The organism is Candidatus Hydrogenedentota bacterium (assembly GCA_019637335.1).
In the GTDB taxonomy this organism is placed as follows: Bacteria; Hydrogenedentota; Hydrogenedentia; order Hydrogenedentales; family JAEUWI01; genus JAEUWI01.
The window spans coordinates 1-22,348 of sequence record JAHBVV010000034.1 but is presented as its reverse complement, the minus strand read 5'-3'; the positions used below and the strand labels follow the sequence as shown (position 1 = coordinate 22,348).

The following is a 22,348-nucleotide window of genomic DNA, read 5'->3' as shown; positions in this document are numbered from 1 at the left end:
AAGGGGTGTTTCTCGCGGACCCATACGCTACACGCGCGGGCAAAGGAGCGTCAAGGCGCGGGACGCTCAGGGCAATCGCATTTAAGGATCATCCGGTTTGAGCGTACGGGACTATTCACAGGCGTTTCTCCGTGCCCGAATTATCCGGAACCGCCAATGTATGCTGGTTGGGGCCTCTGTCGGAGTAATCGTATCGACTGGTCTTTCGGCCCGAAGGGCCAGCGCAGCTCCCAGCCCTGGGCAACGCCCAGGGAACACGGGGACACCACGTTCCCCGCCCTGAAAGGGCAGCGCAGTGGTGAGCCAGCCCAGCGGTTCTGAAGTGCAACTGCGCTGCCCTTTCAGGGCGTATAAGAAACCCGTCGCTTAAACCCCGGGCGTTGCCCGGGGCTGAAAACTGCGTTGGCCCTTCGGGCCGAAAGAATGCGTTGGCATCCAGTTCTGCTGCCGAGTATACCGTCTGCGCTACAGACAAGCTCCAGAGAATCTTCTATCCGCTCATAGCATCGCCGCCCGGAAAAGAGAACCCAGCAAACTACTCCTATTTGCCGCCATCGTTGCCGATGTACCCTCAAACCGGATGAGCCGCATTTAAACTCGATCTCGGTATATGGGCGTAGATTTGATTCGATTTGGAACCTTGAATCAACGATTGTGAGCGTTTTGGAGCGCCGGCATCTGTGCCGGCAAGGTCAGGGATTCGCCACAGGCGAAATGCCAGCGCTCCAACACGCGCCCTTTATAACATTGAAGGTGGTTCATGTGGCGCTCGGCTCGAGTTGGACGTTTAAATGCGATTGCCGTGGCGGACGCCCGATCAATGATCGGGCGAATAACCATACGCGACAAGAATGTTTCTGTTGCGCGCGTTCACTGATCGATTTGTTTGGCCGCCCCGCGTCCCCCCTGTGAAGCGGGCTTCGCATCGGCGGTTGAGATGCCTTCGGCGTAGACCATTTCGCCGGTGTACGCGTCGATGAACTGCACGATGACCTGGGGCTCGTCGTAGGCGACCCAGTGGAGGCCCGGGCCCTCCTGGCGGCCCGACTTGAGGGCGTTGTTTACCTGTACGATTCCGTAGTACTTGTTGGTAAGGCGCTGGTAGCTCATTTCATTGGGGAATCCGGCCACCCACTTGATCTTCACGTTCGTGCCAGCGGAGTCGAACCAGCCGCCGTAGGGCGGCGGCGGATTGCCGGCGGTGAGAATGGGGTGGTTGAAGGAATTGAAGGGCCCCGTCATGAATTCCCACACGTTGTCGCTGATTTGAACGGCGAAGGCGTTGTGCAGGTCGCCGGTGAAGATGATCACCGGCTTCTCGATGGCATCCAGGGCCGCCAACAGGCGATCCCGCTCCTGGATCGCCCCGAGGAAGCCGTCCTCCTTGGCCGCGGGGCCGGGCGGGATCTCCGCCGGATCCTTATACATGTGAAAGTTCGTGTGGTAGATCATCCAGGACACGCTCGACACGATGAAGATGAAGTCGGCGTCGGTTCCCGCGATGCCGTCCAGCAGCCATTTCTCCTGCGTTGCGCCGAGCAGGAAGCGATCGGGATCGTTGACCTTCTTCGCGAGGTAGCGCGTGCGCTCGCCGCGCGTGTCCAGCGCGAAGAAATGGCAGTTGCCAACGCGCCAGTCGAAATAGTGGTGTGTGCCGATGCTGTAGGTGCAGGTTTCATTCTCGGCGAAGGCCGGCGTTACGCGGACATGATGCGCGTCGATGGTTTCCACCAAGCCGTAGACGCCCTGGTTCTTCTGGCCCATGTCCACGAGCAGGGTGCTGATGGTTTCGGGGCGCAGTTGCGTGAAATCGGCGTTGGGATCGTGCAGCACATCGCCGCCCGCTTTGACCTCCGCCTCGCCCCGGTAGATTTCGCCACGCTGCGGGCCGGGGTAGTTGGCCCATCCCGCGTATTCATACCAGGGGCCGAGCGATCGATCCCGGTAGAGCCACTTGCCCTGCTTCAGGCCGATCTCGCCGGCGCCTTCGAGGTCGCTGAAGGTCTCGTGGTCGTCGTAGGTGTAGAGCCACGGCACGCGGCGCTGAAATTCCGTCATCGCGAGCCCGTGCTCCATGTAGCTCCGGTAGTCCGCGCGGAACATCTCCGCCTCGTGCGGGCGGTTCTGTGCCGTTCGGAATTCCTCGTAGATGTAGTCGCCGTTCATGATGAAAAACGACAGCCGGTCCGCATAGCGCGCATTGAGCGAGTGGAAACCCGGCGCATCGCGGTACATGGGTTCGCTGGAGGTCTGCCGCGCGCCAAAGCCGACGCCAAAGCTGAAATTGAAGCGGCCGTCCGGGTTGTATCGTTCGTCCGCGTAGGACGCGCAGTCCGGCAGCGTTCGGAAGGAAGGGAAGCCGGGCGCGAAATCGTTCCGGGTATCCACGATGCGTTCGTTAAGTACGATGCCGTAGTAGTACCGCGTGTCGGGCGCCAATCCCGTCAGGTCCACGACGCCGGTGTTGTCGTCCCCGGCGTTCGTCTCGCCCGCAACGCCCGGCCCGTCCGCCGAGAGCGGCAGCGAAGGGGCATACACCACCCGGAAAGGTCCCGGCGCCGCCGTCCGCACCCACACCCGCATGCTCGTGGCCGCCGGGCGCCCGAGCAAGGGGCCATGGGTCAGCCCGCTGCCGTCGTACGGGATTACGTCATTCGCCGTCGCATCCGGCCAGCCGAGCGCCCGGATCTGAGCGAAAGTCTTTTCCGGTGGAAAAAACACCGCAATAGACACCAACAATGCGGCGAACTGGAATCGCGGCGCCCGGAGATATCCAGGCCGCGCTCGGAATTCCCTCCATCCGTTCATTTCAGCACTCCCGCCGGCCGCGCATTCCTGCGGAGCTCCCCGTCCGCGGCCTCCAGTTTCCTCCTCAATTCAGCGGCCTTCTCCGGCCTTTCCGCCGCAAGGTCTTTCTGTTCCGACGGATCTTCCGCCAGGTTGTACAGGGCCTCCCCGGTATGATTCCACGGCCCCGCCTTCACATCCACCAGCAACTTCCAGTCTCCAACGCGGATGCCGCCCGTCTTCCCCTCCCGCACATAGTAGATAAACTGCTCGTGCGGCGATTTCGCGCCCGCTTCCCCGTGAAACAGCGGCGTGATATCCCGACCGTCGATAATCCGATCCGCCGGGACCTCCGCGCCTGCAAGCCTGGCCAGCGTGGGATACAGGTCCATCGTGCTCGCCAGTTCATCGCAGACGCCCCCCGCGGGCACGCGCCCCGGCGCCCACACAATGCCCGGAACGCGCACGCCCCCTTCGTACGCGCCATGCTTCCCACCCCGGTAGGGCCCCGGCGATCCGTCGCCGGGATTCGGGCCGTTGTCCGAGGTAAAGATGACGTAGGTATTCTCCGCCAGCCCGGCGTCGCGGACCGCCTGCAAGACCCGGCCGGTGCTCGCGTCGATCGATTCGATGATGTCGCCGTAGACGCCGCCTTCGCTCTTCCCGCGAAAATCCGCCGGGGGCAGCAGTGGGATGTGCGGCATGGTGTGCGCCAGGTAGAGGAAGAACGGTCTTTCGCGGTTTCGCTCGATAAACGCCACGGCTTCGTCGGTGAACAGTTCCGTCAAGTCCTCCGCCGGGGGGTGCGGTATCCGTTCCCCGTTCCGCAGGAAGTGATCCGTCCGCTTGGATTCCTCGACCGTGGTAAAGAACATGTGCCCCATGGGCGTGCCGTAGTAGAAGTCAAAGCCGTGGTTCAACGGCAGGAAGGGCTCGTGGTGGCCCAGGTGCCATTTGCCCACGCACCCCGTGGCGTAGCCCGCCTCCTTCAGCAACTCCGCCAGCGTGATTTCCTCCCGATTCAGCCCGTACCTGTCCGGCGTGTGCAGCGGTGTCCCCAGCCCCACGCGCGGCGGATAGCTCCCCGTCATCAACGCCGCACGCGTCGGCGTGCAGATCGGCGCGGTCGCGTAGAAACACGTGAACCGCGTGCCCTCCGCCGCCATGCGATCGATCTCGGGCGTCCTGATGCCCTCCGCCCCGTAGCAGCCCAGATCGCCGTAGCCCTGATCGTCGGTGAGGATGACGATGAAGTTTGGCGGCCGCTCCGCGGCTCGCGCGAAGCCGGACAGTACTAGCACCGCCAGCGCACCGGCCAGCCCCCAACGAATTCCCTGTACTTGCGCAAACATACAATGCTCCTTTCCTTATCGCCCCATGCTACATTACCCGCACCCAATGCAAAAAAGGGCACTTGGGCGCGCTACTCTGCCGCGGGACCGGTGGATAGGAATGTAGACGCCAACCACAAAGTGCTTAAGGGGCACAAAGATCGGGTTTGACCAACCTTCCAATTTAGACTAAACTTAGTTTAGTCAATTAAGGAATAGGCCATGAAGACCGTCAACATTCACGAAGCCAAGACACAGCTGTCGCGCCTTCTTCGGGAAGTCAAGGAAGGTGAGGAAATTGTCATCGCAAACGCCGGCGAGCCTGTGGCAAAGTTGGTCGCCTATACGGAAATCAAAGCCCCTCGTGAGCCAGGTCGCTGGGCGGGCAAAATCTGGATAGCTGACGACTTTGACGAACTGCCCCAGGAAGTCATTAGTTCCTTCTGAGGGGAGGAAACCTGAACTTGCTGCTGGGCAACCATGCCGTGCTCTGGTGGTTTGCGGACGATCCGGCGCTGTAAATACGACGTGGCGGCACTCCCCAAGTAGCGCAGCATGACTTGGCTGCCGCAATTGCTTCCCATGAATCGCGGTGCCCTCGCCATGGGATGCTTGGGTGACCCCGAACAGCCAGTTCGGTTCCCGCGCCGGGGTGGCGTGGGCGGTCATGTCCAACAACTGGGTGTGGCGGGCGCTCCCAACGAAATTTCTTGCGATCAAAGTCGAAATCCAGACCGTCAAGGGTGCCCGTCGCTGTGATATAGTTAAGCCGCTGCTCGCCAGTCAAGCCGCTCCTTGCGTGTTTTCCTTATGAGTCTTAAGGGGTATATGAATGGATTTGATACAACAAATCAACAATTCAGAGCATTGGCCTTCCTTCGAGAATCCGAACTTCATGCAGGAACTTGACGACCTGGCAAGCAGGGCGATCAAGCAGAACACAATCGAGGGCTATCTTGCTGCCTTGCTTATTTATCATCAACTCTGTGAAGAAATGGTGCGTTTGCTAATTGCAGATTCGAGGTTCTTTATCGAGTTATCCATTCACCCGGCAAAGATAAAGTTTCCAAAAAGAAATAGACCGATGTTTGGCTCTGCCTTAGCGGAATTGGGTGATGGGATAGAGTTTCCTGAAAAAGAATCGTTTATCAGCAAATGTAGTGATTTCAATCAACGTCGAAATCAGATTGTCCACAAATTGACCAAAAAGACAACTCTGGGAGAGGTGGAGAAAAATTTGGAGAACATAGCGTCACTATATGAAGATATTTATAGAATATTTGACGACTCCCATGATTGGTATCGTGTGTGCTTTAAAGACTTCAAAAAAGATGTTTTCATCGATTATTTTGAATGAAATACTCATGACCTGTTGCAGCGGACGGTCCGCTGCGCGGCCTGTTGCTGAACCGGAGCCCTCAAAGGGGGAGATTTGGTGGACGCTGAGACATTGAAGTCGATGATCCGGTCCGCGTTTGCGGGAGTCGAGTACCCGGGCGATTGGTGTTTGCGCCGGGGCGATGAAGGTGATGAGCCGTACCTGCTGGAGCAGGAGTTCAAAGGGAAGACCGACTGGAGCGCGCTCGATCCCGCTTTTCTGGACCAGGCCCCGGACGGATACCACTCGGCGCTGAGCTTCTTCTCCGACGAGGCGTTTCGGTTCTACCTCCCCGCATACCTGATCGCGGACCTCGACGGGCGGCTGGGGTCGACGACTCCGGTGTTCCACCTGACCCACGGGTTGACGGACGCCGGCCGGGCGACGAAGGTCAACCCGCAGCGCTACGGGGAGCGGACATGCTTCGAGGCTTCCAGCCACAGGCTGGCCGTCTTCGACAAGGCGCAGTCGGCGGCCATCGTCGCCTATCTGGAGTTCATGCGCGAAGCCGACGAGTTCGAGCGGGAGAGCATCGATCAGGCGTTGGCCAACTTCTGGCGTCGTCGTGCCGCGGCGGAATACATCTAATCTGCCGCCGCCACTGACGCAGAGCGTTCCGCATGTCAGGTGGCAAAATGCGCATGGCCAATGGACTTAACAGCGCCGATCTTGCTATTCTACGCGCTTTCCAGACGCCCTTTTAAGGCCCGGCCGTGTTCACGTGGCCGGGCGCCTTTTCGACTTTTACAGGACCCCCCGAACCATGTGCAGCCAGCCCCACGACGACCCGAAGCAGTCTTTTATCTATAAAGTGCGCCATTCGCTGGCCCACATCATGGCCCAGGCCGTGCTCGAAATCCGCCCCCAGGCCAAGATGGCCTTCGGCCCGCCCGTGGAGTTCGGGTTCTACTACGACTTCGACTTCGGCGGCGAACCCATCGGCGAGCGCGACCTGGAACAGATCGAGAACGCCATGCGCCGCATCATCAAGGAAAAACAGCCCTTCGAGCAGTCCTACAGGTCGCTGGAAGAGGCGCGGGAACTGCTCGCGGCGACGGACCAGACCTACAAGATCGAATACGCGCGGGAACTGGTGGAAACCGGGAAAGCGGGCCCCGAGGGCCTCGGCTTTTATGTGAATGGCCCCTTTATCGACATGTGCGAGGGGCCGCACCTGGCGCACACCGGCGAGGTGCCGAAGGCCTGCTTCAAGCTGGACCGCATCTCCGGCAGCTACTGGCGCGGCGACGAGAAGAAGCCGATGCTCACCCGCATCTACGGGCTGGCGTTTGAGTCAAAGGCCGAATTGAACGGCTACATCGAGCGGCGCAAGCTCGCCATGGAGCGGGACCACCGCAAACTGGGCCAGGAACTCGACCTCTTCTTCATGGACGAGGAGGTGGGCGTGGGCCTGCCGATGTGGATGCCGAATGGCGCCGTGGTGCGGGACGAACTGGAGCAGTGGGCCCGCGAGATCGAGTTCCGCGCGGGCTACCAGCGCGTGAGCACCCCCGCCATCACCCGCGGCGACCTCTACCACCGCTCGGGGCACCTCCCCTACTACGCCGACTCCATGTACCCCGCCATGGTGGTGGACGATCACGACGAATATTACCTCCGCCCGATGAACTGCCCGCACCACCACAAGATCTACGCGGCGCGGCCCCACTCCTACCGCGACCTCCCGCTCCGCCTGGCGGAATACGGCAACACCTACCGCTACGAGAAGCACGGCTCCCTCGCGGGCCTGCTCCGCGTCCGCGCCATGTGCATGAACGACGCCCACATCTACTGCACCCCCGAGCAGGTGGAGCAGGAATTCCGCGCCGTCATGGACATGTACAGCTACTACTACGGCCACCTGCGCATGGGCAACTTCCGCGTGCGCCTGAGCCTCCACGACCCCGCGTCGGACAAGTTCGCCGGCAAGACCGAGGAATGGCTCCAGAGCGAGGCCGTCGTGCGCGAGGTGCTGCACAATCTCGGCGTGGAGTTTGAGGAGGAGAAAGGCGAAGCCGCCTTCTACGGCCCCAAGATCGACATCCAGGTAAAGAACCTCCTCGGCCGCGAAGAGACCGTCTCCACCTGCCAGCTCGACTTCGTGGTGGCGGAACGCTTCAACCTCGAATACGTGGACTCCGACGGATCGCACAAGACCCCGTTCATCATCCACCGCGCGCCCCTCAGCACCCACGAGCGCATGATCAGCTTCCTCATCGAGCTCTACGGCGGCGCCTTCCCCACCTGGATGGCCCCCGTGCAGGTCAAGCTCATCCCCGTCAACGACGACGTCGCCGGCTACGCCCACCAGATCGCCGGCGAACTCCGCGAAAGCCTCTTCCGCGCCGAGATCGACGAGAGCAACGAGAGCTTCAACAAAAAAATCCGCAACGCCATCACCCACAAGATCCCGAACATCTGGATCATCGGCAACAAGGAAAAGGAAAACGGCAACATCACCTGGCGGCGGTATAGCAGCAAAGACCAAGAGACTATGAGCATCGAAAATGCAAAAAAGCTGATGGAACAACTTCGAGGAGAACGGACAATGGACAATTTCAGGATGACCAAACTTTACGTATGTTCAAATCCCGATTGTGGCTTGAGAACGTTGTATTTTCCAAGATCTCAAAGCTCTCCCGATGATGTGGATGGTGCGCACGACCTTAATGAATACAACGCCAATGTTGCTCCAGATTCTCAGGCCGATAACATCACTTACGCCTTGGACTTGGCCGAATACATGAACTGCAAAGAACTAGAATGTTCCGTTTGTAAAGGGAAAATGTATCTTAGGTAGTTCTACAACTGCAGTGCTGGCGGTCTCAGAACTCAAAACAATCCGCAACGCCATCACCCACAAGGTGCCGAGTATCTGGATCATCGGCAACAAGGAAAAGGAAAACGGCAACATCACCTGGCGGCGCTATTGCAGCAAAGACCAGGTGACCCTAAGCGCCGGCGACGCCCACATGGCCCTCGAGCGCATGCGCGGCGATCGCATGATGGACAACTTCGAGGACGTCGCCCTGCCGCTGGAAGAATAGGTTTTAGCCACAAAGTTCACAGAGAGCACAAAGAACATTGCAGCGTTTCCTTGTGCACTTTGTACTACCATCCGTCATTTTCTTGTTTTTTCTGCAAGTTCTTGCGCGCAAAATCTCCATAACAATCTGTTGTAAAAGCATTTACGAATTGGAAACTCCAAGGAGAATTTCCGGGTCGTCCCATGAATATCGTGGCCGATATTCTTCTATTGACCACGGATTACACCGATGACACGGATTGAAGCGAAACTCGAACAAAACGAGAAGAAGCAGCCCGCCACCCGATCAACCCCGCTACAATTCCGATGCTGAACAATCCGAACAGGCTGCGTCGAAAGTCGCACGCAGCCGCCGGCACGCCTCAACGACCGGAACCAATTGCTATCCGTGTCATCCGTGTCATCCGTGGTCACAAATCCTGATCGCGGCCAGTGGCCGCTCGAGGCGCATTCGTGTGCATTGGTGTCCATTCGTGGTCAAAAACGCACCCCCATTCAACCAACTACTTCATCTGCGTACAAGAGCCATCCTCTGCGTTCTCTGCGTTCTCTGCGGTTAAAGCCCTTCTCCCTTTCTCTTCGTGCCCTTCGTGCCCTTCGTGCCCTTCGTGGTGATTATTTTTTTGGTTGCGGCCAGAGGCTGCCCTGTGCTCTTTGTGGCTACATCAGTAGAACCGCGGCATGAGAATCCGGCCTGCCTCCCCCTTGCCTCACGGTTCCATCGGCGGCGCGGGTGCGGTAATCGTTGCGTCACGATCAATGGCGGCTTCCCACCCCCGCATCATTCGGGATCCGCGGACGTCAGCCGTTCAAGATGCCCTATCAGGATGGGAATTTCTCGCGGCGCGACATTCCATATGCGTTCCTGCTTTACTTCGCCGTACTCGTGCGCCAGCACGTTTCGCTGTCCGATTATGCCCCGCCAGGGTATGTCAGGTTCGCTGTCCCGAAAAGCCTTGGACATTCCCCGGGCCGCCTCCCCGATGATCTCTATGAGCCGTTCAACGGCAAGCTGGGTTTTCCTGTCCGCCAGATACTGATCAACGGAAATCCCTTCGACGAACGCGCTTATCAATCAGGCGTGGACGAGCATGTCCTCCAGGAGCGCCGTATCCCGTTCGCTAAGCGGCATAAAGCACCCGATGCTCCGAAAGTATGGCCCTGCGGCGCTGCTCGTTCCGAAGGGCGTCCTTCTCCACCAAGTCCACCTCGCGGCCAAAAACAGCCTTCAACTCGTCGATCATGTACGGCCAGTCCCACAGGCTCCACGGGGCGGCCGCGTCGAATTCCACCAGCACATCCACATCGCTGTCGTCGCGAAAGTCGTCGCGAAGGACGGAGCCGAAGAGAGAAAACTCGCGCACGCGCCATTTCCGGCAAAAGGCTTCGATCTCCTCCTGCGGTATGGCGATTCTGGGCTGGCTCATTTCCGAATCTCCCGTGGGCTCATTCGAGCAAGGTGACATTACAGCGGCCTGGCCCGATTATTGTACCCCCTTTTCGGGAGCCTTGGGAAGCCGGGAGAGACCAAACGGCGGGGTGGAGGTTTACCTTTGTAGGCAAGGGAAAATGCCCAACAATTAAAGAACAAAAACTGGCGGTCCCGTCAACAGACCGAGACCTAGTCACCGATCAAATTCGGAAAGTCCGCCTCTAACCTCTGAGACCCCCACAAGGCACATGCGGTCAATCAGATCTAGGGCTTTCGTGCCCCATACGTCTCCTTTATGCTGCTGATATATCCGGAAGATCAATTGCGACACTAGTTTCATGCTTACTCCATACGCAAGGTCTCTGGCCCCAGTTTCGCTACGCTTTTCAAACCACTTCAGATACCGCTCACAAGTGCTTGCCAGCACACCTGGCACACGATAGGTAGATTGGACAAGCAACTCGATAAGTTCGCTCGAATCTGTCTCGAACGCTTTACTTCGACAAAATCCTTCAATCAGTCTCTCAAATTCTTCAACGGGTTTTCCTTCCAAGGAACGAAAACAAGTAGCCACACACTTTTGAACGTCCTCATTTTCGTCATTGAAGAGCACGAGAAGTTTATCTTCGCACAAAGACCGGCAATCCTGAATACCAAGGTTTTTTGCGGCAATTTCGGCAATTCCTAAGCGGGATGCCGTGTCCCCCGCCATCGCTGACGCCGCTAGACTTGCCTCGCTCTCATGGTATAGTTCCGCTAGTCCCGCGAGACGTCCACCACCTCGTCTCACCTCACTGTGGCCAGAGACTAACATCCGCAATACAATATTGCGCACATCCTCAATGTGGTGTCGAAGTGACCAGTGCAGGAATTCCTGAACATAATGAGTTCCGAGTAGGCGCTCGTCTGTGTTGACCAGTTCTTGGAACAATTCTACTGCCAGGTCTTCGTTGTGCCAGTAAACAACCTGAAGTGTGGTCGCCGCGCATGAGCGCACCGCAATACTTGGATCGCCGATTAGTCTCGTCAACGTATCTCTCAAGGTATCTATGAGCTTTGGCTCTTTTCGGACTAGTTCGCGGAGGACGCCTGCCGCCGCGCCTCGGGTTGTATTCAGTCCACAATCGTATATGTCGCCTCCGTAGTACTTTCCACCCCCATTGCTGTCCTGGTCCCACAATTCGGTCGCCGGATCCGGGTGATTTGCAATCGTCCACCGCAGGAAATCCAACAAATCTTCAGGAATTGGACCTTGAAAACTCGGTAAGATTTCGACAAGTTCCGTGCCACATTCTACTTTATACTCGGAGATCACCCTTCGGCACAGCTCTGTTTTTACCTTGTCGAAACCTTCGCATACTTTCAATCCACGCAGAATACGGGAAAAAAACACGGGATTTGTCCCGCTTGGAAACACCAGGGCCAATTTTGCAAATCTCTCCGGCTCACTCTTGACGCAAAGCTCCAATTCGCCAGCCAACTGAGCTGGTCCGCCCTTACCCGGGGTCTGGAACCACCTACCGGAACTCTCATCGTTGTACTTCTTGATCGCTCGAATCCACTGGTCGTTACTCATCTTCCCACTTGCATCGTGGGGAACGGGCGACGTTACGAAGCTCGCGCTTGTGTTTTGGGGCGGACCGCTTGGTGATCCAAACTTGCGGACCAACTCCTGCAAACGCTTTCGCCCAGTTGGGCTTAATAGCTTCTCAGGTATACCGGACAGCAGTTCAAAGCATGCCTGCCCATGCTGCAAGTATCCATTGTGTTTTCTTTGGCGCTCCCATTTCGGCACAAAATCCAGTACAACTCGCTCAAGCCTTTCACGATCATCCGCCGCAAGATGGGGAAGAATCTCCCCCAGCAGCCTCGCCGCTACCCAATACTCGCTGTCTGCGTATCCGCAGGACAAACGCCATGGCTCATTACAGAGCAGTTCCGCCGCAACTTCCGCTAATTGGCTCGCGCTACTGGTGTAAAGTCGCAGCAGGAGATGGTTCGAAAAATATGTGTTCCTGCCCCGCAAGTCTTGTACGGCATTCAGGAATATGGTTCCCCGCTCCCCCCGCAATGAATCAAGTGCAGAAAAAAGCGATTCTCTCAGGATGCCTCGGGTCATACTGGACTCGCTGACATGATATATCCTCTCCACGTAGTCGACCCGTGGTAGCTCATCTCTGCCTTTAACCACAGCTTCCTCAATGATCTGCAACACAACTGGCAATACATATTTCACATACTCCGCTGGAGCCTTCTGCGCCACTTCCATGAGTATATGTTTCACATCACTGTCATTCTCCAGGAATCCCCTCCAAGCAGGCTGGCATGTAGACCTGCCGGAATCCAAAAACAACTGAAGTCGTCTTGCCAACCACCGTGCGATCAATTCAGCTAACCAGTCTGGCCTGCTGTCCGACCATGAACTGCACATTGACCAGAATGTTCCGTTGCCGATCCATCTATCGCGGGCTGAGTCAAGCACCCCAAGTTCAAGCAATTTCAAGAATAAGTCGAACGACCGTCTACTGTCTCCACTCGAGGCGCCTTCCATGACTCTTCTTAATCGATCATCCCAGACGGGACTTACTCCGACGTACGGTTCCAGCAATTCCGCGATCACTTCCGCGTGATGCCGCTGTTCGTAGTAGAAGTAGTGAATAAGAATATTAATGGATTGGTCGCCGACTGACGCTAACCACCGCTTCAAGTCGCCTTCGGAATGCGCCATTCCGAAAAGCGATGGTGACAAGAAAAAATACTGCCAAACTAACGCTTCCAGGGTCCCATATTGCGAATTCTCCGAGGCCAATTTGAAGAGATTATCGATTCGAGTATTGAAGAGCTTCCACTCTTCAAGTTTTGGTTGTGGCGCTGAAGCCAAAAGCCCCAGCACCAAGTCCTTTATGTGAATCCGAATGTGGTTATCACTCAGTAGCGAATCAACTTGTTGAATGTAGGTCGGAGAATCGTAATCACGCATGTACATAAGGACCTGTCTCACCATAGACCGGACAAAGAGCCCTTGGCTGCCCTCCTTCAGCACTTCACAGAGGCTCTGACCATTGGCAACAAATTTGCGAGCGAAACAGTAGTCATAAAAACTCTCATGACCAAACCCATATCGTTTGCCATCGAAAGTCAACACGCTCTCCGAGCACATTGCGTCCAAGTAGACTTGGTCAAGGGCATCAAGCTTTTCTTTCGGTGAGAATAGTTGTTCGGAGTCTCTCATGATTTCGACAATACTCTGGATCACGACATCCCAGTTGTCTCGATGTGACGTCAATCGCGAATTTATCGCTCCTCGCTTTTCGTCCCAGTATTGGTCAAAAAGGTCCTTCTCGGTCAGAAACTTAAATTCCCGTTCCGAACCAATGTGGGACTCGAGGAACAGGTATAGATTGCGTGGAAGACACAGGAGTCTAGTCTGCCTCTCTTGAAAACCGCTGACGTCAAAACTGTGGTCCGAGAGCACATGCTCGACCTCATCCATGGAGAAGTCAGACACTTCAAAGTTCAAGTGGTTATTTCGCAGCATGCTCCTGAATCGCGCGTCATTACTCCAGTCGAAACTTCTGCAAGCAACAATGACATGTATCGGATGCGGCGTTCTCAATCCACGCACTTCGCTTAAGACTTGTTCCAACGTTTCGTAGAACGCTTCCGTTCCACGACCTGAAACTATGCTAAGCGCGTCAAGTTGGTCTATTAAGATCGCCGACGGTCCAGTGGCCGACAAGCTGGAGACGATGAGCGCTGGGGATTCTTCCAAGCCAATTTTTTCGCCAAGCTGTTTAGAATTGTAAACGGGCTCCAATGGGTACAATCGGAATGCCAGCACCGAAACTCCTCCATCCACAAGCCCCTGCGCTAGATGAAGAAGGCTCGCAGTCTTCCCACCACCAGCCTTTCCAACTATGGCGATCTCCATACTCTCCGTGCTGGCCAGCACCTTCTGGCATAGGGATTCCACCGCCTCTCGCGGGATCAGTGTTCCGCCGATCAACTTACGACGGATACTCTCCAAGTACGCGTCTGTTGCCTGACGGACAACGTTCGGAACATCTTGCGGATTTTGAATCCTGCGGAGCTGAATTCCAGAGTCTCTCAAGCTGGTGATCAGATCGTCCCGGGTCAATGTTTGATGAACGGAATCAAGTACAATACTTCGAAGTTCAGCCAGAACGGTCTCGGGTCTTTCAAGAAACAGTGCCCGACTATGATTTCTTGTGCTTTCGACGAGACCTCGCTCGTCAATTGTCCTCAGGGTTAGCCGTTGCAGCAGTTCATATGCAACTTCGGGAGCGACGTCATCCCAAAATCGCTGGAGCTTTTGGAAATTCTCAGAATGAGCTTTGGCTTGAAGGAATTTGGTCGTGAATTCTTCGTACGATTCGGCGTCTCTCGAACGATCAGTAAGTTCCTTAAGCTCGCGAGATTCGCTTCCAGACACGAATAAGAATTTCGAGTCGCTGCCTGAGAGCTTTTCCTTGATTGCCTTCAGCACACCGACTTTAGTCGATCCAAGCGCTGCAATTGTCCATGAGCCCAATGGCGTGTTCCGCTTTGCCTGGTGATACTCCTTCTTGCCTCTTTTTACGAGAACGAATTCTATTGAGTCTTCACCTGGCTCCTCTATGCGGATTGATTCCGCCTCGCTTGCCAGGATGCCAAGAAGGCATGATACGGTCCACCAACCTTCATAGCGATTTCCTAATTTGTCGCTAGATCCGCCGCGCAGTGGCATTTTTTACCTCACACTTTTTGTGATGGATAGAGATTTCGCATTGAAAACGATGTGATCGCAATTATTTGGCAGAAAGCCAATCCCGGAGGCCGTACACCTCGTCTTCGGTGACCTTGCCGTCGGATTGAATCCCATGGAGGACGCCGTGCAGTTGGCGCGTGGCCATATCGATGAGATCGTAGGCCGGATTGGTATCCAGCGATAGGTCGGCGCACCATTCGAGGAGTTCGGCGCGCTCGTCTTCATCGATGACGGAATCCCGCAGGATGGATTCCAATCGCGCGCTGAGTTCGTCGAAGGGCCAGTGCTGGCGGAGGGCGTCGTGGGTTTCGAGCCAGCCCTGGAGGTTGGCGATTTCGAGGTCGCTGAGGTGGCCGTCGCAGGTGATCCCCCGCAGGTAGCCGAGGAGGGCTTCGGCGCTGCGCTGGAGGTGCAGACTTGATGCGCGCATGGGTTGGTCCCCTTGTGTCTGCCCCAGGCAAACTGCCCCCTGGGACAATGTTGTGTTGCGTGGAGTGTATACCGGTTTTGTTGCGGTGTTCAATGCCCGCGCCAGCCGGCCGCGCGCCCCGCCCGTTTTGTTGTCTTCAATCGCGCCAGGCCGGATAATACGGGCCACAAGCAACAACTCTCTGAAACCCCTGAGGATCGCCCATGTCGCTCCACCGTTTTCCCTGCCTCATTGCGATGTTGTGCCTTTCCGCCGCCTCCCGAAACGCGCACGCGGCCGATATCACGCGCCTCTGGCTCACACACGAAACCGGCGATCCGTCCAAGCTGATGGTGAATTGGGAAACGGACGCCCCGGGCCCGTCGCGCGTGGAGTACGGCCCCACGGAAGCCCTGGGCGAATCGGTCGAGCGCGCCGAGCCCGTGCAATTACACCACGTGTCTATCCCGTTCCCCGCCGAGGGCGCGCTGTACTACCGCGTGACGGCGGGCGACGCGCAATCCGCGGTGTTCCCCGTGAAGTCCTACTCGGGGGACACGCTGCGCATTGCGGCGGCGGCCAACTGGTACCTCTGGCCGTCCCTGGATGCGGTCCTGGCGGATGACCCGCACCTGCTGCTTTCCTGCGGGGATATGGTGATCGACGTGGCCTCGCTGGAGTCGCCGGGCGCGCCCGGATACACGGCGCCGTTCTCGCGCCTGGTGGGCCTCTATCCGGATCTCTTCGCGCGGACGCCCTTTCTGCCGGCCCTGGGAAACCACGATCGCCAGATCCGCTATCTGGAAGACGAGAACGAATCGCCGCTGTACGACTTGGAAGCGACCGCCTTCCGCGCCTTCTTTCCGCTCCCGGGTGACGGGCGCTACTATCAATTCGACGTGCCGGCGTTCGGCGTCGGGCTGATCGCGCTGGACCTGAGCCACATCCGCGATGTCGGCACGCCCCGGCAAAGCTGCCTCCCGCTCGATCGCGCCTCCGAACAGTTTCGCTGGTACCGCGACGCGATCCGCAACCGCCACCAGCGCTTCCTGATCACGTACTACAACGAGTCCAACGCCAACGTGCGCTCGGCGGCGGGCGGCGCGTGGGAAACCGCCATTCGCCAGGGTTCCGCCGCACTATCTGGCTTTGGCAGCTTCGCGGAGCGCGCCGAGGTGAAGGGCTTCCCCTATTTCAACGCGGGGCTCAAGTCCGGCGACGACTACCGGGACCGCGCGGGATCGAAGTTCTTCAGCCCGGATCCGTCGTACATCCTGATCGAGATTCCCCGGGAGGGCGAGCGGATGACGGTGAAGCTGAAAGGGCTCGACGGAACCACGCTGGACCAATCGGAATGGCCCGGGCGCGTGAGGCCGGGCAACCGCCGCTAGCAGCCCGCGGGCGCGCCGCGGTATGCATGGCGGGCGGTCTACGGGGAGGAACGCGCCAAGCAAAAGGAGACCACATGCCCGAGCCGAATTACGACGCCTTCGCCAGTGACAACGCCAGCGGGATCTGTCCGGAGGCCTGGGCCGCGCTGGATCGCGCGAACACGGGCTTCGCCCCGGCCTATGGCGAGGACGGCTACACCCGCGCGGCGGCCGACGCCATCCGCGATTTCTTCGAGGTGGATTGCGAAGTGTTCTTCGTGTTCAACGGCACCGCGGCGAATTCGCTGGCGCTGGCGAGCCTCTGCGAGAGCTACCACAGCGTGCTGTGCCACGAGCGCGCCCACGTGGAGACGGACGAGTGCGGCGCGCCGGAATTCTTCTCCAACGGAACGAAGATCCTGACCGTGGGCGGAGCAAACGGAAAAGTGGACCTGGCGGCGCTGGAACACCAGATCACCCGGCGGCAGGATATCCACTACCCGAAGCCGCGCGTCATCAGCATCACCCAGGCCACCGAATCGGGCACGGTGTACACGCCCGAAGAGCTCCGGAACGTCTGGGCGCTGGCGCGAAAATATGGCCTTCGGATCCACCTCGACGGATCGCGCCTGCCCAACGCGATCGCATCGCTCGGGGTCCCGCCGCGCGCCATCACGTGGGAGGCGGGCGTGGACGTGCTCTGTCTCGGCGGCACGAAGGCCGGCCTGGCCGCGGGCGAGGCCGTCGTCTTTTTCCGGAAGGATCTGGCCGAGGAATTCGGCTACCGCTGCAAGCAGGCGGGTCAGCTGGGCTCGAAAATGCGCTTTCTCGCCGCGCCCTTTCTCGGCGTGCTGGAGAGCGGCGCCTACCTGCGGCACGCGGCGCACGCGAACGCCCGGGCGGAACAACTCGCGCAAGGTTTCACGCGCCTGGGCGTCGCTCTGCTCTACCCGCGCGAGGCCAACGCCGTCTTCGCGCGCTTGAATGCCCCAGTGGCGAAGGTCCTGCGAGCGAAGGGGTGGCGTTTCTACGAGTTCATCGGCGGCGGCGGCGCGCGCTTCATGTGCTCCTGGAACACCGCGCCGGAAGACGTGGACGCGCTGCTGGCGGACCTTGCGAATCTGGGGTGAACCCTGTCCCGTGCCACGCGATTCGGCGCCGCCGATTCGTGTGCCCGTCCTTCCAAAAGCGGGTGACATGGCGCACGAAAAACGTAAGCGGCTGAACTACGCCGCGCGCTGGCGGATCCCATCCATAAATCGCCCGTATTGAAAACACGGAGGCCTGTCCCGTGCCACGCGATTCGGCGCCGCCGATTCGTGTGCCCGTCGTTCATCAAGCGGGCGACATGGCGCACGAAAAGCGTGAGCGGCTGGAACAAGCCGCGGGCCGGCGTGCGTCTGGAATGCTCCGGGCGCGCTGGAGGACGGGCACACGAATCCGCCTGAAGCGGAATCGCGTGGCACAGCCGTTTTCCACTGATTCTCGATGCCCGGACTTCGGGGGTTCACCCCCCCTACGGCAGCATATACCCCTCCGCCAGTGCGCGGAACGCTTCAACCTGCGCGTGCTGCCAGGCTTCGTCGCGGCCGAGGACGAGCGCGAGGATGTGCGCGGCGGCGGGCGCGGCTTCCATGCTGGCGCGCGCATTGAACAAGAGCGCGCGGGTCCGGCGGGAGAGCACGTCCTCCAGGGTCCGCGCCATTTCCTCGCGGGCCGCCCATACAATCTCCGCGCCGGTAACGGGCAGGGCGGGGTGAATCGGCTCCGCCCACGTGGCGTCTTCCCGGACGATCGCGCGAATCTCGACCGCGTCGGAACCGTAGACCGCGAGTTCGCCGAATTCGCTCGCGTGCTGATGGTAACCGTGGATGTTGAGGTTGCGCGTAACGCAGGGGCGTTCGGGCAGCCCGGCGAGGGTGGCGGCCTGGTCGACTGCATCCTCGGCCATGTGGCGGTAGGTGGTCCATTTCCCGCCGCCGATGCTGACAAGCCCGCCCCGGGAGATCATCAGGCTGTGATCGCGCGAGAGGGCGGCGGTGTTTTCGGCGCCCGCCGCACGGACCAGCGGTCGGATGCCAACGAAAACGCTGCGCACGTCCTCCGGGCCGGGATCGCGCGACAGGTAGCGCGCGGCGTGGCCCATGAGGAATTCGATCTCCTCGGGGAAGGCGTGCGGCTCCTCGGGGATGTCGTCAATGGGGGTGTCCGTCGTGCCGACGACCACGTGGCCGCGCCAGGGGATGGCGAAGAGCACGCGCCCGTCGTCGGTGTGCGGGACCATGATGGCGTTCTCGCCGGGGAGGAACTCCTTCGGCAGCACGAGGTGGACGCCCTGGCTTGGCGCGATGAGCGCGGGGGCTTCGGGATCTTCCATACGGCGCACAGCATCACTGAAAGGGCCGGTGGCGTTGATCACGGCGCGCGCGGCGATCTCGTATTCGGTATCGGTTTCGGCATCGCGCGCGACCACCCCGGTGACGATGTCGCCGGTGATCATGAGGCGGGTGACCGGCATGTAGTTCAGCAGCACCGCGCCCTGCTCCGCGGCGGTTTCCGCCATGTTGATGGCCAGGCGCGCGTCGTCGAACTGGCCGTCGTGGTAGACGACGCCGCCGCGCAACCCCTCGGTTTCGATGGTGGGGAGGCGTTCAATGGTCTCCTCGCGCGATAGATTGCGCGACGGGCCGAAGCCATAGCGGCCGGCGAGGAGATCGTACACGCGCATGCCGATGCCGTAGAAGGGGGCCTCCCACCAGTCGTAGTTGGGCACGACAAAGGGCTGGTCGCGCACGAGGTGCGGGGCGTTCTGCCGGAGTATCCCGCGTTCCTTGAGCGCCTCCATGACAAGCGGAATGTTGCCCTGCTGGAGATAGCGCACGCCGCCGTGCACGAGCTTGGTGCTGCGGCTGGACGTGCCCTGGGCGAAATCGCGGCGCTCAAGAAGAAGCGTCTTGTAGCCGCGCGCCGCCGCGTCAATGGCGATGCCGAGGCCGGTGGCCCCGCCGCCGATGATGGCCAGATCCCAGGGCTGGCGGTGATCTTCAAGCTGGGCAATCATGTCTTCGCGTTTCATGGCGTGGATGGCGCCTCCTGGGCCTGGGTTACACGGACGGCAGGAACTGGAGCGATGGACAGGCCGGTAATTGCAGTGGGGCCTCGCGCCGGTGCGCGATTGGCCAGCGATGCGTTCATCCGTCCTCCCAGTGCTTCGCGCGCTCGAGGGCTTTCCGCCAGCCCGCGTGGAGTGCGTCGCGATCGGCCGGTTTCATTTGGGGTTCGAAACGGCCCGCCGCCTGCCACTGCGCGGCGATGGTTTCCCGATCCTTCCAGAATCCGGTCGCGAGCCCGGCGAGGTAGGCCGCCCCCAGGGCGGTCGTCTCGAAGACCTGCGCGCGCACAACCGGCGCCTGGAGCAGGTCCGCCTGAATCTGCATGAGCAAATCGTTGGCGGCGGCGCCGCCGTCCACCCGCAGCTCCGCGACGGGCCGCCCCGCATCGGCTTCCATGGCCTCCAGCACGTCGGCGGCCTGGAAGGCGATACTCTCCAGGGCGGCGCGGGCGATGTGGGCCTTGTTGGACCCGCGCGTGAGGCCGAGGATGGCCCCCCGGGCGTACTGGTCCCAGTGGGGCGCGCCGAGACCGACGAAGGCCGGCACGAAGTAGACCCCGCCGTTGTCGGGCACGGACGCGGCCAGCGCCTCGACATCGGGCGCGGCCTGAAAGATGCCCAGCTCGTCGCGCAGCCACTGCACGGCGGCCCCCGCGATGAAAATACTGCCCTCAAGGGCGTATTCGAGCCGGCCGTTCAGGCGCCAGGCGACCGTCGTCAGCAGGTTGTTCTTCGAGGCGACCGCATCGGCGCCGGTGTGCATCAGCACGAAGCAGCCGGTGCCGTAGGTGTTCTTCGCCATGCCGGGCTCGATGCACTGCTGGCCGAAGAGCGCGGCGTGCTGGTCGCCCGCGATGCCGGCGACGGGAATGGGCGCGCCGAGCAGGTCGGCATCGGTCTCGCCGTACACCGCGCTGGAATCGCACACCTCGGGCAGCATGGATCGCGGGATGTTCAGCACTTCGAGGATCTCATCGTCCCACGCGCCGGTGTGGATATTGAAGAGCAGGGTCCGGCTGGCGTTCGAGGCGTCGGTGAGGTGCAGGCGCCCGCCGGTCAGGTTCCACACGAGCCACGAATCGACCGTCCCGAAGGCGAGCTCGTCGGCTTCGGCGCGTTCCCGCGCACCCTCGGTGTTTTCGAGGATCCAGGCGAGCTTCGTGCCGGAGAAATAGGCGTCGAGCACAAGGCCGGTCTTCTCCTGAAACAGCCGGGCGTGGCCCTCCTCGCGCAATCGGTCGCAGTGGCTCGCGGTCCGGCGGTCCTGCCAGACAATGGCGTTGCCCAGCGGCTTCCCGGTCGCGCGATCCCAGACGACCGCCGTCTCCCGCTGGTTGGTAATGCCGATCGCGGCGATATCCCCGGCGGCAAGCCCCTGTTCCTCAAGGACCTTCCGCGCGACATCCAGCTGGGTGCGCCAGATCTCTTCCGGATCGTGCTCCACCCAGCCCGGGCGGGGATAGTGCTGCGTGAATTCCGTCTGGGCGACACCCGCAATCTGGCCGTCCGGGCCAAAGAGCAGCGCGCGCGAGCTGGTGGTGCCCTGATCCAATGCGAGTACGTAGCGCATGGCGTTCCCCTGGCTGGGGCGGACGCGCGCAGGCGCGCCCATCACACCGCGCGCAACACTCCGCCTGTCAGGCCTCCACCATACACCGGCGGCGCCCGCAAGACCAACTGCGCGAACTCCGCGAGCGGCTTATTTGCCCTTGAGCGCGGCCAGCACGCTCCGGGGCGCCGTTGCGTAGGGCGCGGCCTTGGCGGCGAAGCAGGCTTTGGTCAGGTTCCGGATATCGGATTCCTTCAAGCCCGCCGCCTTCGCTTCGGCGATTACCGTGTGCATCTTCTGCGCGATGTCCTCGTGGCAATCCGACTTGCACTTGGCGGCGACGCCATCGCGGACGAAGATGCCCATGCCGCGGCGCGAGTAGACCAGACCGGTGATCTCAAGATCGCGGTAGGCCTTCGCCACGGTATTGGGATTCAGTTTGAGGCGTTCCGCCACGGCGCGCACGGGCGGCAGCTTGTCGCCGCCCTTGAGGGCTCCCGAGGCGATCGCAAAGCGCACCTCGTTTTCGATTTGCACGAATACGGCGATGTCGCTCTCGGGATTGATCCATTCCAGCATGAAGTAATACTCCTGCCCCTGTCCTCGTTCCCATTTCCTGCATTCGCGTCCCGGCCAGGGCGCCCCCCACGGAGCCATACCGGCGTGTCTCCCCCCGAACCGCGCGCCAGCCCGCACGACAGGGCGGCGCACCATAGAACAAGCCCCAAGGTGGTTATGCCACCCTGGGGCCTGCAATGTCAATAATGGTGCCGGAGAGAGGACTTGAACCTCCACGCCCAGTAAAGAGCACATGGACCTGAACCATGCGTGTCTGCCAATTTCACCACTCCGGCAAGGGACGCATAGTCTACTCAATGGACGGGCGCCGGATCAACTTTTTGTTGTGGGGAGATGCGCGAATAGGCTGTAGGCTGTAGGCTGGAGGCTGGAGGCTGGAGGCGTCAGGCTGTAGGCTGTAGGCTGGAGGCTGTAGGCTGTAGGCTGTAGGCTGGAGGCTGGAGGCTGGAGGCTGGAGGCTTTAGGCGTCAAGCTGTCCCTTGTCCACCCCGCCCCTGCCGCGCCTGCCGCCCCTGCCGTCAACTGTCAACTGTCAACTGTCAACTGTCAACTCTCAACTGCCCTCCAGCCTAAACCCACCAAAAAAG

General features: G+C 59.9%; 16 protein-coding genes and 1 tRNA gene. 7 read left to right on the top strand and 10 right to left on the bottom strand.

The genetic code is table 11. The features are described from left to right. Positions 1-870 precede the first annotated feature (870 nt). Positions 871-2,721 carry an alkaline phosphatase D family protein gene (locus KF886_23970; GenBank protein MBX3180418.1) on the bottom strand — a complete coding sequence of 617 codons (1,851 nt, stop codon included), beginning with the start codon at positions 2,719-2,721 and terminating at the stop codon, positions 871-873. A gap of 83 nt (positions 2,722-2,804) precedes the next feature. After that, complete coding sequence (locus tag KF886_23965) at positions 2,805-4,139, bottom strand: sulfatase (protein MBX3180417.1); 1,335 nt, start codon at positions 4,137-4,139, stop codon at positions 2,805-2,807. 201 nt (positions 4,140-4,340) lie between these two features. Between KF886_23965 and KF886_23960 the strand changes: the two genes are divergently transcribed. The 5 genes from KF886_23960 to KF886_23940 all read left to right on the top strand — a co-directional run bounded on the left by KF886_23960 (position 4,341) and on the right by KF886_23940 (position 8,543). Beyond that, positions 4,341-4,565 (top strand): type II toxin-antitoxin system Phd/YefM family antitoxin, encoded by a 225-nt coding sequence (locus KF886_23960; protein ID MBX3180416.1) that lies wholly within the window; start codon positions 4,341-4,343, stop codon positions 4,563-4,565. Between the two features lie 385 nt (positions 4,566-4,950). Beyond that, complete coding sequence (locus KF886_23955) at positions 4,951-5,475, top strand: hypothetical protein (GenBank protein MBX3180415.1); 525 nt, start codon at positions 4,951-4,953, stop codon at positions 5,473-5,475. A gap of 78 nt (positions 5,476-5,553) precedes the next feature. Further along, positions 5,554-6,084: a hypothetical protein gene (locus KF886_23950; GenBank protein MBX3180414.1), complete on the top strand. Its 531-nt coding sequence runs from the start codon at positions 5,554-5,556 to the stop codon at positions 6,082-6,084. Between the two features lie 175 nt (positions 6,085-6,259). Beyond that, positions 6,260-8,296 (top strand): threonine--tRNA ligase, encoded by a 2,037-nt coding sequence (thrS, locus tag KF886_23945; protein MBX3180413.1) that lies wholly within the window; start codon positions 6,260-6,262, stop codon positions 8,294-8,296. A gap of 13 nt (positions 8,297-8,309) precedes the next feature. Then, the gene (locus tag KF886_23940; protein MBX3180412.1) at positions 8,310-8,543 is read left to right on the top strand and encodes a hypothetical protein; all 234 of its coding nucleotides are present in this window, start codon (positions 8,310-8,312) and stop codon (positions 8,541-8,543) included. Positions 8,544-9,323: 780 nt separating this feature from the next. Here the strand turns inward: KF886_23940 and KF886_23935 are convergent. From KF886_23935 to KF886_23920, 4 genes are all read right to left on the bottom strand, one after another. After that, positions 9,324-9,617 carry a DUF86 domain-containing protein gene (locus KF886_23935; GenBank protein ID MBX3180411.1) on the bottom strand — a complete coding sequence of 98 codons (294 nt, stop codon included), beginning with the start codon at positions 9,615-9,617 and terminating at the stop codon, positions 9,324-9,326. Between the two features lie 46 nt (positions 9,618-9,663). Further along, a complete protein-coding gene (locus KF886_23930) occupies positions 9,664-9,969 on the bottom strand; it encodes a nucleotidyltransferase domain-containing protein (protein ID MBX3180410.1) in 306 nt (101 codons plus the stop codon). Positions 9,970-10,167: 198 nt separating this feature from the next. Then, entirely contained in the window at positions 10,168-14,721 is a 4,554-nt protein-coding gene (locus KF886_23925) for a hypothetical protein (protein MBX3180409.1), read from the bottom strand. A gap of 61 nt (positions 14,722-14,782) precedes the next feature. Continuing rightward, a complete protein-coding gene (locus tag KF886_23920; GenBank protein ID MBX3180408.1) occupies positions 14,783-15,172 on the bottom strand; it encodes a hypothetical protein in 390 nt (129 codons plus the stop codon). A gap of 203 nt (positions 15,173-15,375) precedes the next feature. On the opposite strand from KF886_23920, the gene KF886_23915 reads away from it, so the two are divergent. Both KF886_23915 and KF886_23910 read left to right on the top strand, forming a co-directional pair. After that, positions 15,376-16,542, top strand: a complete 1,167-nt coding sequence (locus tag KF886_23915) for a hypothetical protein (GenBank protein ID MBX3180407.1) — start codon at positions 15,376-15,378, stop codon at positions 16,540-16,542. A 74-nt stretch (positions 16,543-16,616) separates the two neighbouring features. Next, positions 16,617-17,651 carry a low specificity L-threonine aldolase gene (locus KF886_23910; GenBank protein MBX3180406.1) on the top strand — a complete coding sequence of 345 codons (1,035 nt, stop codon included), beginning with the start codon at positions 16,617-16,619 and terminating at the stop codon, positions 17,649-17,651. A gap of 386 nt (positions 17,652-18,037) precedes the next feature. On the opposite strand, the gene KF886_23905 is transcribed toward KF886_23910, so the two are convergent. From KF886_23905 to KF886_23890, 4 genes are all read right to left on the bottom strand, one after another. Beyond that, entirely contained in the window at positions 18,038-19,597 is a 1,560-nt protein-coding gene (locus tag KF886_23905) for a glycerol-3-phosphate dehydrogenase/oxidase (protein MBX3180405.1), read from the bottom strand. Positions 19,598-19,712: 115 nt separating this feature from the next. Next, on the bottom strand, positions 19,713-21,203 hold the full coding sequence (gene glpK / locus KF886_23900) for a glycerol kinase GlpK (GenBank protein MBX3180404.1): 1,491 nt from the start codon (positions 21,201-21,203) through the stop codon (positions 19,713-19,715). A 129-nt stretch (positions 21,204-21,332) separates the two neighbouring features. Beyond that, positions 21,333-21,761, bottom strand: a complete 429-nt coding sequence (locus KF886_23895; protein MBX3180403.1) for a GntR family transcriptional regulator — start codon at positions 21,759-21,761, stop codon at positions 21,333-21,335. A gap of 186 nt (positions 21,762-21,947) precedes the next feature. Then, a tRNA-Leu gene (locus KF886_23890) sits at positions 21,948-22,036 on the bottom strand. Positions 22,037-22,348: the final 312 nt, after the last annotated feature.

Bases quoted from the DNA above. Each gene is read 5' to 3' on its own strand.
- KF886_23965 (MBX3180417.1), bottom strand. From the start codon at position 4,139: ATGTTTGCGCAAGTACAGGGAATTCGTTGGGGGCTGGCCGGTGCGCTG.
- KF886_23960 (MBX3180416.1), top strand. From the start codon at position 4,341: ATGAAGACCGTCAACATTCACGAAGCCAAGACACAGCTGTCGCGCCTT.
- KF886_23955 (MBX3180415.1), top strand. From the start codon at position 4,951: ATGGATTTGATACAACAAATCAACAATTCAGAGCATTGGCCTTCCTTC.
- thrS (MBX3180413.1), top strand. From the start codon at position 6,260: ATGTGCAGCCAGCCCCACGACGACCCGAAGCAGTCTTTTATCTATAAA.
- KF886_23930 (MBX3180410.1), bottom strand. From the start codon at position 9,969: ATGAGCCAGCCCAGAATCGCCATACCGCAGGAGGAGATCGAAGCCTTT.
- KF886_23925 (MBX3180409.1), bottom strand. From the start codon at position 14,721: ATGCCACTGCGCGGCGGATCTAGCGACAAATTAGGAAATCGCTATGAA.
- KF886_23920 (MBX3180408.1), bottom strand. From the start codon at position 15,172: ATGCGCGCATCAAGTCTGCACCTCCAGCGCAGCGCCGAAGCCCTCCTC.
- KF886_23915 (MBX3180407.1), top strand. From the start codon at position 15,376: ATGTCGCTCCACCGTTTTCCCTGCCTCATTGCGATGTTGTGCCTTTCC.
- KF886_23910 (MBX3180406.1), top strand. From the start codon at position 16,617: ATGCCCGAGCCGAATTACGACGCCTTCGCCAGTGACAACGCCAGCGGG.
- KF886_23905 (MBX3180405.1), bottom strand. From the start codon at position 19,597: ATGAAACGCGAAGACATGATTGCCCAGCTTGAAGATCACCGCCAGCCC.
- glpK (MBX3180404.1), bottom strand. From the start codon at position 21,203: ATGCGCTACGTACTCGCATTGGATCAGGGCACCACCAGCTCGCGCGCG.
- KF886_23895 (MBX3180403.1), bottom strand. From the start codon at position 21,761: ATGCTGGAATGGATCAATCCCGAGAGCGACATCGCCGTATTCGTGCAA.